This window comes from Marinifilum sp. D737, from assembly GCF_026672275.1.
GTDB lineage: Bacteria > Bacteroidota > Bacteroidia > Bacteroidales > Marinifilaceae > Marinifilum.
This window is the reverse complement of record NZ_JANQCD010000029.1, coordinates 13087-29036: the sequence shown is the minus strand read 5'-3', so window position 1 is coordinate 29036 and position 15950 is coordinate 13087. Positions and strand designations below refer to the sequence as shown.

Here is a 15950-nt window from a genome sequence, read left to right as displayed (position 1 = left end):
ATTAGATAATCAATTAAAAGGTCCCACATACTCTTTTGGTTGCCATTTGGCAACTTGCTACCAATTCACTTTAAACCGAGGCTTTTAGCCACAATTTAATAATCATGAAAAAGATATTTTATCTGATTCTTATGCTATTCTTGAGCTCTAAGCTTGTACTTGCCCAGGAATGCAGCATTTACATTCCCAACACAGTAGGAACCGAGTTGCATTATGAAATGACTAATCAAAAAGGAAAAGTACTAGGCTCGTATACCCAAAAACTACTATCGATTAAAAATAAAGGTGGTGAAACCATTTACTCCATGTTGCAAACCACAATGGATAGCGATTCAAAAGACAAAGTTATTCTGTCGGACACCATTACATTCCGCTGCAAGGGAAATGAATTTTATATCGACATGGACAAATACCTGAATCAAAAACAAATGGAGGCATTCCAAAATATGGAAGTAAAAGTAACTACCGATGATCTAATTTATCCTCCAAATTTAAGTCCAGGACAAAGTTTGAACGATGGCTCAATCACCATCTCCATTGAAGGGGGAGTAATGAACATGAATATGACTACAAATATCACCAATCGAAAAGTGGAAGCTCACGAAAGCATTGAAACTCCTGCAGGTAAATTCAAATGCTTCAAATTATCGGAAGATGTGCAAAGTAAAACAGGTTTTGTAAATGTTCGCATGCACAATGTAATGTGGATTTCGAAAAATATTGGGACCATTCGAAGTGAATCCTACAACAAAAAAGGAAAGTTGACCGGAATTACACGGTTGGTGAAGATTATAAAGTAAAAAGTTCAAAGTATAAAGGAGAAAGTATTACTACATCTTACTTCCTCCTTTTTACTTTATACTTAATTAGTTCATTATATTTCTTGGTTCACCTTGTAACCACAATTTGATATTTTCCATTACGATATCAATTCGTTTTTCGAATGATTCGTTGGTTGCATAAGCAATGTGCGGAAGCATAATTAGGTTTGGTGCAGTAAACAAGATGTGTTCTTTGTCCAATGGTGGCTCTTTTTCGTAAACATCAACAGCTGCTCCTGCAATTTCGTGTTCGTCAAGGGCCCAGCACAATGCATCGCTATCTACAACAGGTCCGCGAGCTGTATTGATTAAAATTGATTCAGGTTTCATTAATTGGAATTCTTCCTTGCTCATTAATCCCTTTGTTGCCGGTGTTAATGGCACATGCAATGATACAATGTCCGACTCCTTTAATAAAGTCTCCTTATCGACGAATTTAACGCCTTCTACGCTCTTTTCGCTTCGACTATAAGCAAGAACCTTACAATTAAAAATCTTGGCAATTTCGGCCACTCTAAGGCCTATTTCGCCAGCTCCGATAATACCCAAAGTTTTTCCATTTAGCTCTGTTCCTAAAAAACCTCCACGATCGCCACCAAAACGAGTCATGGCATCGCCACCAACAATCTTACGATATACCGACAGAATCATACCAATGGTAAGTTCGGCAACCGATTCATTAGAAAACCCGGCAGCATTGGAAACCAAAATGTTTCGCTCATTACATGCCTGCATATCGATATGATCAACACCGGTAAAGGCTACTGAAATCATAGAAAGCTTTGGACAGGCATCAATAAAATTTTTGGTAATTGGAATATTGCTGACTACAATTGCATCGGCTCCTTCTGCTCGTTTAATGAGCTCTTGCTCGTCCTCATTTCGATCTCCAAAGAACACCAACTCATGTCCCAACTCTTCGAATTCTTTTTTAAGCTGACCATATTTACAGGCGGTCATTCCTATTGGTTCAAGTATTGTGAATTTCATATTTTGACAATTATCAGTAAACAGTTAGCAGTGAACAGTTAGCAGTGAACAGTTACTATTGATTATTATTCATTTCAGGACTATTCCAGACTTTTTACGGTCATCAGACTGCTAAAGTAAAGATTTCATTTTTCAGAATCAATGAATTAAAGAATGATATCCGGCCATAGCTGTGTAAAAAATGCATTCAGCAGGCAATTATTGGCTTTGAACGATTTAAATTTCATGCTTCGGATATTTTTCACAATTTGTATCAGTAAATGAACAAATTACCATATGATTGACCACGCAAAAGCATACAATAAGTTTCTAAATCAATTCATAAACAAATGGCTAAATTGCTCAGAAGAATTTCCTGCCAATAAGCCAAAATTCTCTTTTATTGAGAAATACATTTGGGAGTTAAAGTGCGAACGATTTCTCAGCTTTGTAAAATCGAACAGTGAAAAAGATAATCTCGAGAATGAATTGCTTTTTAAAAAGTGTAAATCCTTCTTTAAAGAGGAGTTATCGTACTCCAATGATCAATTGCAACTGATTTTTTCGGATGATATGATTCATGCCACCAAAGATTTTATCCGAAAGGCCCTTCATTTTGACCCAAATTTGGGCAATGAGGAACTTTTTCAAGCACTAAGAAACCAGTGGATTGTTTTTGGTCTACAAGCCTTGTTTGGATATCCTGTTCAAACCACCTCATCTACCCTGGCATATAGCCTTCTTTATCCGTATACCGATAATTTTATCGATTCCCGAAGAATCTCTCATCAAGATAAAATTGAATTTTCTGAACGTTTTGAATTGCGACTAAAAGGCGAAGAGATAATTGCAAAAAGCGAAGCCGAAGAAAAAATCTATCAATTGGTTGGAATGATAGAGGATGATTATGACCGAGGCAATTATCCCAAAGTGCACGAAAGTTTATTGGATATTCACCATGCACAAACCAGAAGCATTGCATTGACTAAAAAAACGCTCATGAGCGATATAGAATGTTTCGAGATTGCCGTTACCAAAGGTGCAACATCGGTTATTGCCGATGGATATTTAATTGCTGGGGAATTGAGCTACGATCAACTTCATTTTCTTTACGAGTATGGCGCATATTTGCAAATATTAGACGATTTACAAGATGCCAGAGATGATTTGTATGAAGGAGTTTTCACCTGTTTCTCTAAAAACCTGCATTCACAATATCTCGATAGAATGTTGTGCAAAACCTATCACCTGGGAAAAGAAGTTTTGGCAACAGTAAAGGAAGTTTATCCAAACGAAATTGCATTCCAGGGATTGATTAAACGTAGTTTTGGGTTGTTGTTCGGATCATCTGTTGTTTGCAACCCTAAAGATTTTAGTCCTGAATTTATCCAACAATGTGAACGTCACTCTCCTTTCCGATTTTCATTTGTAGATAAACACAAAGCCGAACTGAACAATTTCTCGGTGCTTTTCGAAAAGAAGTTGGAAGAGTTTAAAAAGGAAGGTTTTTATGCAGTTTAAAGCTTAATTCAATGCTTGGATTGATAAATCTTGCTTAGAATTGGCAAATCAGTCGGTAAAATCGATGGTTTAGCTCTTCGAATGGTCTCTACGTAAATTTGCTTTTGCGAATGGTTTTATGGCATCGCAAATAAAAAAACGCCTTCATCCACACAGGTACGAAAGCGTCTTTTCAATTCTTTGCAGTAAACTTTAGGCAAGTCTACTGAAATTCTTTATCCGTGTAATCCACACTCGCGGTTGCCAAGAACTTTTGTTGGATCGAAATACTTGGTTTCAATTCCTAAATTATTCTCAGCAAGATATTTGTCCATTTCTTCGTCGCTCCAGTTGTAAAACGGGCTTACTTTTAGCATTCCATCAGCTGATAGAGAAAGAATATCAATAGAATCGCGAAAAGCAGTTTGACCTTTTCTCAAGTTTGTGAACCAAACATCTGGTTTGTGCTCTTCCATTGCTCTGCGGAAAGGCTCCATTTTTACCTGTTCGGTAAATTCTTTGTGTTTTGGATCGTTGATATCAGGAATACCCATAACCACATCGCGATGTGCAGCAGTTTGCTTAGGCACATACAATTTTACATTTAAGTCCAATTGTTTTATTGTCTCTTCAGCATGACGATAGGTATTGGAAGTATTGTATCCTGAATCACACCAAATTACCGGAATATCTTTCTTCACTTCGGCACAAGCGTGCAAAATTACAGCTTCGTAAGGTCTAAAGTTTGTGGTTACCACAGACTTTTTACCATATGCAATTGCCCATTCAATAATCTCTTTTGGAGTTTTACCTCTCAATTCCTCATTAAGTGCTTTAATATCCATTTTTATCTATATTAATCGTTTATTTTCTGATTTGTACGGACGAAATTATAAAAAAATCTGCTTCAAAATGTTAAAACAAAGAATAAGTACTTTTAAAACTTATCTACTGCAAAATGAAACGACTCGGGTGTTGTTCTGTGAATTTTTATCTGATTACAATCATTAAAGCTCATAAATGCTTTTAATTCTTTCGATAAGGCTTCGGAAAAAGCATCTAATTTCTTCAGATTTGCTTCTAATGCTAAATGATTTACATGCAATACCGATGTCTTTCTATCAGCCTTGCAGTCCATCCTGGCCACCAATTTTCCATCCCAAAGAACTGGCAAGCAAAAATATCCAAATTTGCGTTTAGCCTCGGGCACATAACATTCAATTTGGTAATCGTAATTGAATAAAGAATGCATACGCTTTCGCTGGATTAATAGGTTATCGAAAGGCGATAAAATTTTCAATTTACTGCGCAATAAAGGTTTATTCAATAGTTCAAGAGCATTTGGCAAAGTGTAGTAATTTACCTCTCCTACCTTCATTTGCAACAGCTCTCCGCTTAAGTGCATTTCTTTTAGATGCCTTTCCACTATGGGTTTGGTGTTTTTTAACAGGTAGGCCATTTCCGATGCCAAACCCAAGCCATTTGCCTCCAAATATCTAACAATCAAAAAACGAATGTATTCCTCTTCCCTTGGCATGGAGACATCAATATCATTTTGAATTACCCTTTCGGTGAGATCATAAACTTTATGAAATTTGTTCCTGAAGGGAATCATTAAATCGCCTTGCATAAACAGGTTTTCCAAGGCTCTTTTGGCAGGTTTACTCGACCAATCTCTGCTTTTTTTATCCGTATTCTCAAAATCTTTTGCCATCAAAGGACCTTCAAGCTCAATTCGCTTTATGATGTCTTTCATCAATTTCTCATCTTTTTCGTACCAATGATTTTGAGCTCCACTTGCTATTGCATGCTTTCGTATCAAGCTAAAACGAAAATCGCGCATAGGCAGATAGGCAGCTGCATGCGACCAATATTCAAATACCTTTTTTTCGGTAAGCAACTGGTCGAGATGTGAAGCTTGATATTTTGGATTTCGAGTCCATAAAGTATGATGATGTGCTCGCTGAACCACCGAAATGGTATCAATTTGAATGTAGCCCAAATGCTCGATGGCCAAAAGGCTGGCATCAATTGCTGTTCCCTTATGCTTTACCGGAGGGATTTGTTGAGATAACAAGACCAACTTTCTGGCTTGATCAAAGGAAAGAGTATCACTAATTCGAGACATAGTTTTTATTCTATATGAGCAGAGATTATCCTATTATCGTTTGGCGATGTGTTAATCCCCAATCAATTATTTCCCCTATTAAACCATCTAATGTTCTTCCATGTTCTGTTATCGAATACTCAACAGTAATCGGTTTCGTATTTTTAACTGTTCGCGTTATTAATTTATTCATTTCCAGCTCATGTAAATCCTTCGATAATTTTTTGGGAGCTATCCCATTTAAAGTTCTTTTAAGCTCCATAAATCGCATTGTTCCATGCCGTAACAATGTACCAATTATCTGCATTTTCCATTTTCCTGATAAGAGTTCCATGGTATCTTTTATAGCTCTTATTTGCAAAACACATTGCCTGGACAAAATGATATCTTCTTTCTTCTCCATTTTTTCAGAATTTCCCTGTTAGTTACCTCGAGGATACTGGTTTCCTTGAGGAAATACATAGTAAATATACAGCATTCTATTTCTTTATTTGTGCATGAAAATAAAATTAGATGGAGATGAAAAAAATAAGTAACAGTACTTTCCTAAAAGTACACAGTAGCATTTATGCGATTTTCGCGATTGGATTATTCTTTTTCCCTAAGATCATATGGCCCAATTATGGTGTGCAATTAAATGATCAATATTCAACATTCTTATCTCAACACAATAGCATTTTCTTAGGTGGTATAGCAATTATAGGCTTTTTATTTAGGGATGTAGAAACTAAAAGCCTTACTGCACAAAAACTATTTAAAGGCTTGATGCTAACAAATGTTCTTGGCGTACTAATAACACTATATGCAGGTTTTACTAAAATCTTTGTTGGATTTGGATGGTCGGATCCAATATTTTTTGCCTTGCTGGCAATTTTAAGCTTTATAAAACTAAAAGACAATCAATAACACAAAACCAATGAAGCCCATCAAGAAAAATCAATCAAAGTGCTAACATACATGGGGCTGGTAGAAAAAGTAAAAAAGAATGGATGTAATAGATGTAATTAAAAATCGGAGAAGCATTAGAAAATATAAGGATGAAGAACTTGAGCCCGCCTTAATAGAAAAGGTATTGCAAGCAGCCAATTGGGCACCATCAGCAGGGAATAGTCAACCCTGGGAATTCGTTGTTGTGCGAGATGAATTTGCAAAAAATATATCTGATGAGTTCTACAAGTTTGCCAAAGAATACATTCCATCAGCACCTTATATTCCTGAAAAGGAAAAGCAAAGAATGCTGGAGTATTCAAAAAATTTTGGAGGTGCTCCTTGCCACATCATTGTAAGCTACCCAAAACTAGAGGACAGCTTCAAAAGAGAAGAGGCTTTGAAAGCCAGTTGTGCAGCTATTCAGAATATACTTTTGCAAGCGAAGGCAGTGGGTCTGGGTACTGTTTGGATTGGGAGCCGATTAAATCATTCTGAAAAGGTAAAAGAAATTTTAGCTATGCCCGAAGACAGGCTCATAGCTGGGATTATTCCAATTGGGTATCCTGATATGGAGCCAATTGCTCCACAAAGACAAAGCCCTGATTTAAAAGAAAAAGTGAAGTGGTTGGGATTTTAAAATCTCATTTGCGAAAGACAGATTAACATTATCAATTTTAAAATTCGATAAGTATAAACAATTTAAAAATAAAGTAAAATGGCAGTAATTATGTATGTAGATTTTCCTCACTCAGGACCTTTTGGTGAGGAAATGGCAAAACAAATGAAAGATCTTGCAAATAGTATTAATGATGAACCAGGTGTAGTTTGGAAAATCTGGACTCAGAATGAATCTGACAAAACAGCCGGAGGTGTTTATGTATTTGACAACAGAGCAAATGCAGAAAAATATTTGGCAATGCATACCGAAAGACTAAGCCAGTGGGGATATTCAGAAATTAGAGGGCGAATCTTCGAAATAAATGAAGAACTTTCAAAAATTAACAAAGGGCCTTTCAACTAACTTTTAATAGTTTATTATGCTGGCATAATCTTTCAAAAAAATATGTCTTACCATTCAACTTTCAATAAAACAGAAAGGGCACAAATTTATTCATAAGTGACAAGTAATACCTCTTTAATTAAATAATTAAAGAGGTATTTATTTTTTTACCAAGCTATTTTCACCTCTCTCAACTGTTATGCTGCTTTTAAGCTTCTAGCAGGTAGGTCTGAAAAATCCGAATCTTGCGAAGTTTATTACCTTCTTGTATCAATTATATTCTGTAGTAAAAGTTTACATTTTCCACAATCGGTGCCTGCTCCTGTCACTTCTCCAAGCTTTTCAACTGTATTGGCTCCATTATTAAAAGCATCAACAACCGCTTCCATAGTAATCATCTTACAACCACAAGCTAATCCCAGTATTTTTTTTACATCATCAATACAATTCCCACAACCGTTACCTGCTCCTGTAATTTCTTTTATTTCTTCTACGGTACGAGCTCCATTAACCATAGCCATCCTAATATCACCATAGGTCACTTGTTTGCAGTGGCAGATAATTCTATTTACAGGAATTAGTAAAGCTGTTACGTATAAATCTCCATCAGTTTTAAGAGTATGCATCGAACCAGCTGGAGCAAGTAAAACACTTCCTACGGTTAACTCTACTTCTTTTCCGTCTACTATACCAATACCTTCTCCTTTTATACAATAAAATACTTCATCCTGAGCTGCATGTTCATGATATGGTACTTTCATATCGGAATGAATATGATATACTTTTGTTTCGATAGCTTTTTCGATAGTACTTAAATCCATAATAACTAATATCTATAATTTAGGTTTAAACCAAATTGATAATTCTTGATAACTAATGTATTTTAACTTACTTTTAGTGCGTCAAAACTAATTGCATAGTATCTATATTCCAAGAACTTACAGCAAAGTGAGATACTTACTTTCAAGTAACTAATGTTGAAAACCAAGATGATAAAATGGAAAAAAAACTAGAAATATTTTCTCATTTTGAGGAATGTCCCGTAAGAAAAGTTTTAAATAGGTGTGGTGATAAATGGTCAGTATTGATCCTTCTGGTTTTAGGAGAAGTAGATAATATGCGTTTTAATAAATTACACAAAACCATAGGTGACATATCCCAAAAAATGCTTACCGTCACTCTTCGAACACTGGAAGCTGATGGATTAATAAAAAGAACTGTATTTCCTGAAATCCCACCAAGAGTAGAATATGAAATCACAGAAAGAGGAAAATCATTATTAGTACATATCAACAATTTGGTGGATTGGGCAGAAGAAAATATGGAAGATATAATGGAATCGAGGGCTAAGTTTGAGTCATAATTGTGTTCTAAATTCATCTGCATTACTTATAACAGGCAAAATCGCGGGTAGCTTTAAAGGTATTCCATCCAGTATAAAACTATAAGGTAGAAGTCGTTTATGATAATCTCAAACAATCAATTTTAAGCTCTTTTATTCAGCAATTCCTTAACTTCTTTTCTGTAAGTTCTGCCAATATTAAGCCTAACATCCTCAACCAAAACCTCGTCGAGTGAACGTTCCTTAATTCTTTCTGTATTGATAATAAATGAACGATGAATTCTTAGAAAAGAATCTGGTAACTTTTCGGATAATCTACTTATCTTTTCCTTGCTTGATATCTCCTTATTTATTGTAATGATTTTTACATAATTTGATAGGCTTTCGATATAGATAATTTCTTCGCAAGGTATTTTGCATATTTTTCGATTAGACATGATTTCCAGAAAGGACTTTTTCATCTTCTCTTTTTCATCCACCAGTTGTTGAATTACTTGTCGGTTTTCATTTATTTGAGTAATCATCAATAAAAAGCCACCAAAAAGTACCAAAAAATACAATACAATTGCCAGAAGCATAGGTTGAGCAGCGTCGGAATCCAAACCAAGATAGTTCAGATCTGCCAGATAGATATAAGAGAATAGCAATACTAGCATTTCAAGGTAAAACGAAATGATAGCCATACAAAAGGTATAAAATGCAAATCGTCCATATCTTTTTGTATAGTAAAATTTCGGAACAAGCACATAATTGAAAAAATAGGATGTTCCTATTACAATTAGAAAAATCATTCCTACGAAGTAAAATGCATTGACTTTATCTTCCCATGAAAAACCAAATGCTCGAATTAAAACGAGTAGAGCAAAAATCCAATAGGCAATGTGTAAATGGAGATTTTTCGATTTGATATTCATATTTTCAATTTTTTCGAGCTAATTTCGGCAAAGATCTCTTTATTACCATTTAGAGTGGACAAACAACCGGTTAAGAAGTGGATTCAACCTTTGTGAATCTTCTTATCTCCTATAATTTGGCAGAAGTATTCATTACAAATTTAATTAATTATGAGCGATTTATTTATTACAGGAGGACCTTTTTTTATGTGGGTTCTTACGCTTCTATTAATGATCACACTTGCCTGGATGATTTATCATTTTATTCTTGCATACAGTTCCCAACAAATCGATAAAAAAGTTTTTTTACGAAAACTTGAATATGGAAAATCAATAGGATTATTTGCCCTTGTCACTGGATTTTTGGGTCAGATGTTTGGACTTTTTGGATTCTTTAGGGCAGCGAAAGAAGGAGCAGTCAGCTCAATTAATTATGAACCAACGGTAATATTTTCAGCATTAAAAACCACTACGATTGTTTCCATTTATGGGAGCCTTATTTATCTATTATCAATATTGTTATGGTTTATAGCATCTACTTTGATTGAGAAAAAGCCAGGAAACCAATATTCCGCTTAAACGCCCTATCAATTTTTTAAATATTTCAATACCTGTTCTCGGTTTACCAACCGACAGGCATCTTACACCCTAAAATTTAATTTTTAAATCAAATCTTATGAAACACTTACTTATTGTATTCTCAATTTTATGTTCTTTATTTTCTAATGGAAATATAGTCTGCGCTCAAAATACCGATAACAACACAAATGATTTAAATGCCTGGATCGATTCTGAATTTACTGAAGGTTTAGCTAGCTTTAATATTGCCGGGGCTACCATAGTTTTAATGCAAGGAGATTCTATTCTTCACATGAAGGGTTATGGCGTTACAGATATCGAGTCTAAAAACCCTGTGAACAGCAGCTCGTCAATATTTGGAGTAGGTTCCATTTCAAAAACTTTTGTGGCTACAGCAATTATGCAATTAGTTGAGAATGGAAAGTTAGAACTTGATCGGGATGTTAACAATTATCTCACTTCATTTCAAATTAGCTATAAATTCGACTCCCCGATTACCGCAAGACAACTATTAACACACACTGCCGGATTAGATTATTGCAATATTGGCTCTTCGGTTCGAACCGAAAAAGATGTCATTCCCTTAGCTCAATATTTAAAAATGTATCTGCCATCACAAGTAAGACCCTCAGGTAATGTCGTAACCTATTCCAATCAGGGATATGCTCTATTGGGACTTATTGTTGAAGATGTATCAGGTTTACCTTTTCATAAATACGTCAGGCAAAAAATATTGATACCACTCGAAATGAATTATAGCGGTTTTAAAAGGCAAGCAGAACTCAAAGAAAACTACGTTACAAGTTATTTGCAAAAGAACGAGAAGTTAATTCCATACAAGCCTGATTTCCCTCTCTTTTATCCTTCAGCTTCATTTCAATCAACAGCTTCGGACATGGGAAACTATATCTCTATGTTTTTGAATAATGGCAGGTTTAATGGAAGGCAAATTTTAGATTCAACTACTCTAGTTAAAATGACACATACACCATTTAAGCAATATGAAAAGGCCGAATGCGGATGGCTGCTTGGTTTTCAAGAATACCAATGGAACGGGATGAAGTATTTCGGACATAGCGGTAGTTATCAAGGTTTTTCAAATCAATTATCATTATTCCCAGAAAAAAACTTAGGCTTGTTTGTTTCAGTTAACTCTTCGAATTATCTAAGCAGAAAAAGTCGCGTATTTATTGATAAATTTATTAATGAGCTTTTGTCACGATTGATACCCAGCGATATAAACAACAAGCACAAAGCAAAAATAGAAGCTAAGATCGGTTCAGTGGATGAAACTTTGGAGAAGTTTGCAGGTCATTATCGGTATACACTTAATTCGCATACAACTTTCGATAAAGTAGGTGTTTTAATTGGATTGGCCCCAGAAATTGAAATTGTAGCAAAAGACAATGTATTAGAGGTATTGCCATGGAACGACAAATTTTTGCCTGTATCCGGTTTAACTTTCTATTCGAAACGGGGTTGGCTCCAGGCATTTGGCAGAAATACAAAAGGCGAAATAGCATACTTTTTTGCAGAAACTCATGCATATGAGAAATTAAAGAGGTATGAACCTGTTACATTTCTGAAATTCTGGATTGGAGGTATTGTTCTTATTTTATCGATTTACATCATTGCTAGCACAATCATTAAACTATTTGTTCGCAACAAAAAGGCTCACCTTCTTAAGAAAATCAATTTTTCCATTGCCTCTTTAATCATCGTTTTCCTTTTTATGCTTGCTTTTGCTTTACTAACCACTGACCCTATGGAATTTTTCTATGGTATTCCTTTGCTCATTAAAATGGCCTTAGTCTTGCCATTTATCATCATTGCTTTGGAGTTTAGTAGCATCTATTTACTGATAAAGGCTATTCGTTTTAAAGATCTTGGAACTTTTGATTTGGTTTATCAGTCATTCATTGTTGTGACAGCTCTGTTTTTTATTCCCTGGTTAGCATATTTTAATTTGATAGGGTTTAATTATTGAGAAGTGTTGAGAGAAAACAACTTGAATTAAAAAGAAAAAGCTGACAAAACTGTCAGCTTTTCTTATTAGGTAGCCCCACCAGGACTCGAACCTGGATCTATTGTTTAGGAAACAACTATTCTATCCCTTGAACTATGGGGCCATTTTCGTCTTGCAAATGTATTTAATCAGCTTATAAGATCAAAACAGAGCATAAAAAAAATTTAATAATTAGTCTCCATTTAAAAGCTCCTCAATCACAGAGAGTGACTTAAGCGAAGAAAATCCTTGACTTTGCAGTGCATAAAAATTAAGAATTCCCCGAAGAAGCATTCTTGATGTGTTCTTGTTTATTTTTAACTCATTAAGCTTATCAATTGAAGCATTAAACAAATCAAATAACACTTTACTTTCTTCCTTATTTAAACAATGAGCATGTGAATTTATTTCAGAAACAAATCGTCCATTGTCCATATCGAAACAAGAGGCAATCTCACTTCTGTTTAGTTGAGGATAAAAACCTAAAAAGCGAGTCAATTTGGTTAAAAAATAGAGATGAAACAACTCTACCGATTCATCTGTTAGATCAAGGTATCTAATGCTATTATACAAGAAAACAAACAGTTCATGGTTGGCTTCTTCCTCGCGCAACACTTTTGAAAGCACTTCGGTTAAAAAAAGAGCAATTGAGCTTTTGTATACATCAAAAATCAAACTATTAAAGGTTTCTGCAAGCCTGACTTCTTTTAAGGATTGTATGCTTTTCCCATCGCGATGGTACACTTCCATATCCAAAAGAAAAAATGGCCGAAACAAATTGCTTTTGCTTTTCGATTTTTTCGATCGACCTCCTTTTACCATATAAGACTGACGACCAAACTTTTCGGTATAAACATGAACAATCAGACTGGTTTCTCCATACTGAACCCGATTCAATACTATGCCTTTGGTTTGATGCAGCATAATGACTTAGTTAATGAATAACAGCTTAACCACCTTAGATTTTGAACCATCGGCATTGGAACAGAATATCAGATATACTCCAGTATGAACCCTTGATCCACTAAAATTTTTGCCATTCCAAATAAATTGGCCTCCCTCCGATTTGCCTTCCCAAACCAGATTTCCACTTACATTAGTAATTTTAACAGTTGAGTTGCTCATTAATCCACTTACCGTGATATCTCCTTTGTAAGTCTCTCTAACCGGGTTTGGATACACGTACAAGTCTTGGTAATTTTCGGTTCCTTCAGTCACTTTTCCCCTGTAGGATACCATCCCATTATCAGTAAGGAAGAAAACCTCACCAGTTCCTGGGTTCACCGATATCTTTTGAATGTTATTTGACGGTAAAGGACTATTCAATGTGTTAAAATGAGTCAATTGCTTATCCCCATTTTCCGAAACCAGAAACGCTCCGGAATTTTCTGTCCCAAGCCATTTTTGGTTTGCTCCATTTACTTCAATACACTGAACCTTTTCGGTAGAAAGCAAATATTGAGTGGAACCATCAATGGTAATCACAGGACGATATGCGAAAAAATTTCCCTCTCTAAAAATAGTTCCTGGATCTGAATACACCGCTACTCCACTTGATGTACCAACCCAAACACTCCCCTTTTGGTCTTCTGTAATATCATGGATTTGCGAACTGATATTGGAATTATTTTCATCCCGCACAAAGAAATTGCTCTTCACATCGTCATCATTATTGGCAATTGTACCATTTACATTAAATGCAAATAGCGAACTTCCCAATCCTCTTAAAACCCATTTATCACCATTCTGAAGGACAATAATTTTTTGTAAATCCGAACGATTATCCATACTGCTATACGACAAAGAAACCCATTCATCATTGTAGCTTAAAGCCTTTATACTTTTTCCTGAATTGGCATCCAAAACCCATACTGTACCTTCATCATCAGAATCCATAGATATGATTCCATTCTTCTCCAAAGGCGAATTAGAAGAGTGATAGTAATTTCTTAATTCTCCATTTTCGAATTCAAATATGCCATCTCCACTGGTTCCAGCATAAATTCTCGCTTCATTTTTCTGATTTCCAGCAATGCTTGTGATATTCTTTTTATCCCTTAATTCCTCAACATTGCTATCAGTAAAGTTCTTCCATTCAGAATCTGCAAATAAATACAATTCTGCAGGCAAACTTTCGTTTGCAAGGCCTGCACTTGCCCATGTTTTCTTTCCTATAGAGTAAACCGATGTTATTTCTGATCTTAATGGTCCATCGGGCTTAATTTGTATGAATTCACCACCTGTTTGTTCTAAAAGTGATTTCTCATAATCAGCAATAAAAACCCTAGAATTTTCAAGTAAAATATCCCTAAAATTATTGGCTTCGGAGCCGGAGATATCAGCGATTTGGCTACCCAAAGCATTAAAACTCTTTATTTCCTTATTTAAAACAACATACAATCTATCAAGAGAAGTTTTAATTGAATTAATAGGCGCTACATTTGTGTAAAACTCACTCCAATTTTCATTATGATATTGATATATCTCACTAACAGTTCCAATTGAATTTCTCAGAGCAAACACTTTTCCATCTAAAACACAAAGATCAACACAAGCCCGTGTATGATTAGGAATAGTGGTAATCCTAGACCAATTATTAAAATCGGCCAGATTGCCAGCATTTAAATTGGCCTTAAAAATTCCATTTTCTGTTGCTGCCCAAACATACACTTCACCAGTAATCACATCATTTACTTGCACTTGAGATCCATTTTCACCGATCAAATAAGTGTCAGCAACTTCTTGTTTGTTTATATTAATGGCAACAATGCCAAAACTGGTTCCCAAATAAGCAATATCGTTTTTTACATGTATCGATCGGATTTGTTTATCGGCAAAACCACCAAAATTCTTAATATCATCGATATTTATAAGCTCACTATTTCTTACCAAATCAACATTTCCATTTTCATAGCCCAAAACAAGAGTCTCATTTTCTTCGGACCAGGCTATTGATGACACATCTGAATCAGATAAAGTATTTGTTTTGCCAAATGACTTTATTTCATTATCAATTAACGAATAAGAAAACACACCCGATTCTGTAAGACAGAAAATATGATCAGAAGATGCTACCAATTGTTTGGCTTTACGATATGGCAAATGCTCGCTCCATCCCACAAAATTTTGTGCTTGAATTGAGCAAATGTAAAAAATCAAAACAAAAAGGATAGCAATCTTTCTCATAGCAACTTATTAATTTTTGTAATCCAATAAAAACTGGACTAATTTCTGAACAGCTAAACCTCTGTGGCTAATTTTATTTTTTTCGTTCATTTCCATTTCAGCAAATGATATGTTGTAGCCCTTAGGTTCAAATATTGGATCATAACCAAATCCATCTTTCCCTCTCTCAGATTCCAGAATATTACCATCAACTATTCCTTCAAACTGATACTCTTTATCATTTAAAAACAAAGAAATTACCGTTCTAAATCTTGCTGAACGATCTTCGATTCCATCAAGTTTCGTCAATACCTTTTTCATGTTGGCTTTGGCATCCTTATCTACGCCTGCATAACGAGCAGAGTAAACACCAGGCTCGTTGTTAAGAGCTTTTATCTCCAAACCAGTATCATCGGCAAAACAATTCACATTGTACTTTTTATATATGTATTCTGCCTTTTGAGTTGCATTCTCTTCAAGGGTATCATAGTCTTCCGGAATTTCATCATTACAATTGATATCCTTTAAACTTAGCAATTCAACTTTTTTACCAAGTAACTGCTGTAACTCCTTTAATTTATTAAGGTTATTGGTTGCAAAAACTAATTTCATCTTACTTTATCATTTACATCAAACAAA

The 15950-nt window shown here is 35.0% G+C and carries 17 protein-coding genes and 1 tRNA gene; 8 read left to right on the top strand and 10 right to left on the bottom strand.

What is annotated here, in order from left to right; all coding sequences use genetic code 11:
* Window positions 1–104: 104 nt before the first annotated feature.
* Entirely contained in the window at window positions 105–800 is a 696-nt protein-coding gene (locus NQ163_RS15775; protein WP_268191294.1) for a TapB family protein, read from the top strand.
* A gap of 66 nt (window positions 801–866) precedes the next feature.
* On the opposite strand, the gene NQ163_RS15770 is transcribed toward NQ163_RS15775, so the two are convergent.
* Window positions 867–1811, bottom strand: coding sequence for an NAD(P)-dependent oxidoreductase (locus tag NQ163_RS15770; protein ID WP_268191293.1), 945 nt, complete (start codon window positions 1809–1811; stop codon window positions 867–869).
* Window positions 1812–2087: 276 nt separating this feature from the next.
* Between NQ163_RS15770 and NQ163_RS15765 the strand changes: the two genes are divergently transcribed.
* On the top strand, window positions 2088–3311 hold the full coding sequence (locus NQ163_RS15765; RefSeq protein WP_268191292.1) for a hypothetical protein: 1224 nt from the start codon (window positions 2088–2090) through the stop codon (window positions 3309–3311).
* A 215-nt stretch (window positions 3312–3526) separates the two neighbouring features.
* Here NQ163_RS15765 and NQ163_RS15760 read toward each other — a convergent pair whose 3' ends face one another.
* The 3 genes from NQ163_RS15760 to NQ163_RS15750 all read right to left on the bottom strand — a co-directional run bounded on the left by NQ163_RS15760 (window position 3527) and on the right by NQ163_RS15750 (window position 5800).
* Window positions 3527–4135, bottom strand: coding sequence for a phosphoadenosine phosphosulfate reductase domain-containing protein (locus NQ163_RS15760; RefSeq protein ID WP_268191291.1), 609 nt, complete (start codon window positions 4133–4135; stop codon window positions 3527–3529).
* A gap of 92 nt (window positions 4136–4227) precedes the next feature.
* Window positions 4228–5418, bottom strand: coding sequence for a winged helix-turn-helix domain-containing protein (locus NQ163_RS15755; RefSeq protein ID WP_268191290.1), 1191 nt, complete (start codon window positions 5416–5418; stop codon window positions 4228–4230).
* 25 nt (window positions 5419–5443) lie between these two features.
* Entirely contained in the window at window positions 5444–5800 is a 357-nt protein-coding gene (locus NQ163_RS15750; RefSeq protein ID WP_268191289.1) for a winged helix-turn-helix transcriptional regulator, read from the bottom strand.
* Window positions 5801–5916: 116 nt separating this feature from the next.
* Here NQ163_RS15750 and NQ163_RS15745 point away from each other — a divergent pair, with 116 nt between their 5' ends.
* The 3 genes from NQ163_RS15745 to NQ163_RS15735 all read left to right on the top strand — a co-directional run bounded on the left by NQ163_RS15745 (window position 5917) and on the right by NQ163_RS15735 (window position 7348).
* Window positions 5917–6303: a hypothetical protein gene (locus tag NQ163_RS15745; protein WP_268191288.1), complete on the top strand. Its 387-nt coding sequence runs from the start codon at window positions 5917–5919 to the stop codon at window positions 6301–6303.
* 79 nt (window positions 6304–6382) lie between these two features.
* Window positions 6383–6964 (top strand): nitroreductase family protein, encoded by a 582-nt coding sequence (locus NQ163_RS15740; protein WP_268191287.1) that lies wholly within the window; start codon window positions 6383–6385, stop codon window positions 6962–6964.
* Between the two features lie 78 nt (window positions 6965–7042).
* Window positions 7043–7348, top strand: coding sequence for a monooxygenase (locus NQ163_RS15735; RefSeq protein ID WP_268191286.1), 306 nt, complete (start codon window positions 7043–7045; stop codon window positions 7346–7348).
* A gap of 236 nt (window positions 7349–7584) precedes the next feature.
* Here the strand turns inward: NQ163_RS15735 and NQ163_RS15730 are convergent, their stop codons facing one another.
* Window positions 7585–8148 carry a (2Fe-2S)-binding protein gene (locus NQ163_RS15730; RefSeq protein WP_268191285.1) on the bottom strand — a complete coding sequence of 188 codons (564 nt, stop codon included), beginning with the start codon at window positions 8146–8148 and terminating at the stop codon, window positions 7585–7587.
* Between the two features lie 176 nt (window positions 8149–8324).
* Here NQ163_RS15730 and NQ163_RS15725 point away from each other — a divergent pair, with 176 nt between their 5' ends.
* Window positions 8325–8690 (top strand): winged helix-turn-helix transcriptional regulator, encoded by a 366-nt coding sequence (locus NQ163_RS15725; protein WP_268191284.1) that lies wholly within the window; start codon window positions 8325–8327, stop codon window positions 8688–8690.
* A 122-nt stretch (window positions 8691–8812) separates the two neighbouring features.
* Here the strand turns inward: NQ163_RS15725 and NQ163_RS15720 are convergent, their stop codons facing one another.
* Window positions 8813–9583, bottom strand: a complete 771-nt coding sequence (locus NQ163_RS15720; protein WP_268191282.1) for a LytR/AlgR family response regulator transcription factor — start codon at window positions 9581–9583, stop codon at window positions 8813–8815.
* Window positions 9584–9733: 150 nt separating this feature from the next.
* Here NQ163_RS15720 and NQ163_RS15715 point away from each other — a divergent pair, with 150 nt between their 5' ends.
* Entirely contained in the window at window positions 9734–10141 is a 408-nt protein-coding gene (locus NQ163_RS15715; RefSeq protein WP_268191281.1) for a hypothetical protein, read from the top strand.
* 97 nt (window positions 10142–10238) lie between these two features.
* Window positions 10239–12128: a serine hydrolase domain-containing protein gene (locus NQ163_RS15710; protein ID WP_268191280.1), complete on the top strand. Its 1890-nt coding sequence runs from the start codon at window positions 10239–10241 to the stop codon at window positions 12126–12128.
* 70 nt (window positions 12129–12198) lie between these two features.
* On the opposite strand, the gene NQ163_RS15705 is transcribed toward NQ163_RS15710, so the two are convergent.
* From NQ163_RS15705 to NQ163_RS15690, 4 genes are all read right to left on the bottom strand, one after another.
* A tRNA-Arg gene (locus NQ163_RS15705) sits at window positions 12199–12270 on the bottom strand.
* A 68-nt stretch (window positions 12271–12338) separates the two neighbouring features.
* A complete protein-coding gene (recO, locus tag NQ163_RS15700; RefSeq protein WP_268191278.1) occupies window positions 12339–13070 on the bottom strand; it encodes a DNA repair protein RecO in 732 nt (243 codons plus the stop codon).
* Between the two features lie 6 nt (window positions 13071–13076).
* Entirely contained in the window at window positions 13077–15332 is a 2256-nt protein-coding gene (gene porZ / locus NQ163_RS15695; protein ID WP_268191277.1) for a type IX secretion system anionic LPS delivery protein PorZ, read from the bottom strand.
* A 9-nt stretch (window positions 15333–15341) separates the two neighbouring features.
* Window positions 15342–15923 (bottom strand): non-canonical purine NTP diphosphatase, encoded by a 582-nt coding sequence (locus tag NQ163_RS15690; protein ID WP_268191276.1) that lies wholly within the window; start codon window positions 15921–15923, stop codon window positions 15342–15344.
* Between the last annotated feature and the right edge of the window lie 27 nt (window positions 15924–15950).

What these genes read in the sequence shown, in the direction of transcription:
- NQ163_RS15775 (WP_268191294.1), top strand. Translation starts at nt 105, where the DNA reads ATGAAAAAGATATTTTATCTGATTCTTATGCTATTCTTGAGCTCTAAG.
- NQ163_RS15770 (WP_268191293.1), bottom strand. Translation starts at nt 1,811, where the DNA reads ATGAAATTCACAATACTTGAACCAATAGGAATGACCGCCTGTAAATAT.
- NQ163_RS15765 (WP_268191292.1), top strand. Translation starts at nt 2,088, where the DNA reads ATGATTGACCACGCAAAAGCATACAATAAGTTTCTAAATCAATTCATA.
- NQ163_RS15760 (WP_268191291.1), bottom strand. Translation starts at nt 4,135, where the DNA reads ATGGATATTAAAGCACTTAATGAGGAATTGAGAGGTAAAACTCCAAAA.
- NQ163_RS15755 (WP_268191290.1), bottom strand. Translation starts at nt 5,418, where the DNA reads ATGTCTCGAATTAGTGATACTCTTTCCTTTGATCAAGCCAGAAAGTTG.
- NQ163_RS15750 (WP_268191289.1), bottom strand. Translation starts at nt 5,800, where the DNA reads ATGGAGAAGAAAGAAGATATCATTTTGTCCAGGCAATGTGTTTTGCAA.
- NQ163_RS15745 (WP_268191288.1), top strand. Translation starts at nt 5,917, where the DNA reads ATGAAAAAAATAAGTAACAGTACTTTCCTAAAAGTACACAGTAGCATT.
- NQ163_RS15740 (WP_268191287.1), top strand. Translation starts at nt 6,383, where the DNA reads ATGGATGTAATAGATGTAATTAAAAATCGGAGAAGCATTAGAAAATAT.
- NQ163_RS15735 (WP_268191286.1), top strand. Translation starts at nt 7,043, where the DNA reads ATGGCAGTAATTATGTATGTAGATTTTCCTCACTCAGGACCTTTTGGT.
- NQ163_RS15730 (WP_268191285.1), bottom strand. Translation starts at nt 8,148, where the DNA reads ATGGATTTAAGTACTATCGAAAAAGCTATCGAAACAAAAGTATATCAT.
- NQ163_RS15725 (WP_268191284.1), top strand. Translation starts at nt 8,325, where the DNA reads ATGGAAAAAAAACTAGAAATATTTTCTCATTTTGAGGAATGTCCCGTA.
- NQ163_RS15720 (WP_268191282.1), bottom strand. Translation starts at nt 9,583, where the DNA reads ATGAATATCAAATCGAAAAATCTCCATTTACACATTGCCTATTGGATT.
- NQ163_RS15715 (WP_268191281.1), top strand. Translation starts at nt 9,734, where the DNA reads ATGAGCGATTTATTTATTACAGGAGGACCTTTTTTTATGTGGGTTCTT.
- NQ163_RS15710 (WP_268191280.1), top strand. Translation starts at nt 10,239, where the DNA reads ATGAAACACTTACTTATTGTATTCTCAATTTTATGTTCTTTATTTTCT.
- recO (WP_268191278.1), bottom strand. Translation starts at nt 13,070, where the DNA reads ATGCTGCATCAAACCAAAGGCATAGTATTGAATCGGGTTCAGTATGGA.
- porZ (WP_268191277.1), bottom strand. Translation starts at nt 15,332, where the DNA reads ATGAGAAAGATTGCTATCCTTTTTGTTTTGATTTTTTACATTTGCTCA.
- NQ163_RS15690 (WP_268191276.1), bottom strand. Translation starts at nt 15,923, where the DNA reads ATGAAATTAGTTTTTGCAACCAATAACCTTAATAAATTAAAGGAGTTA.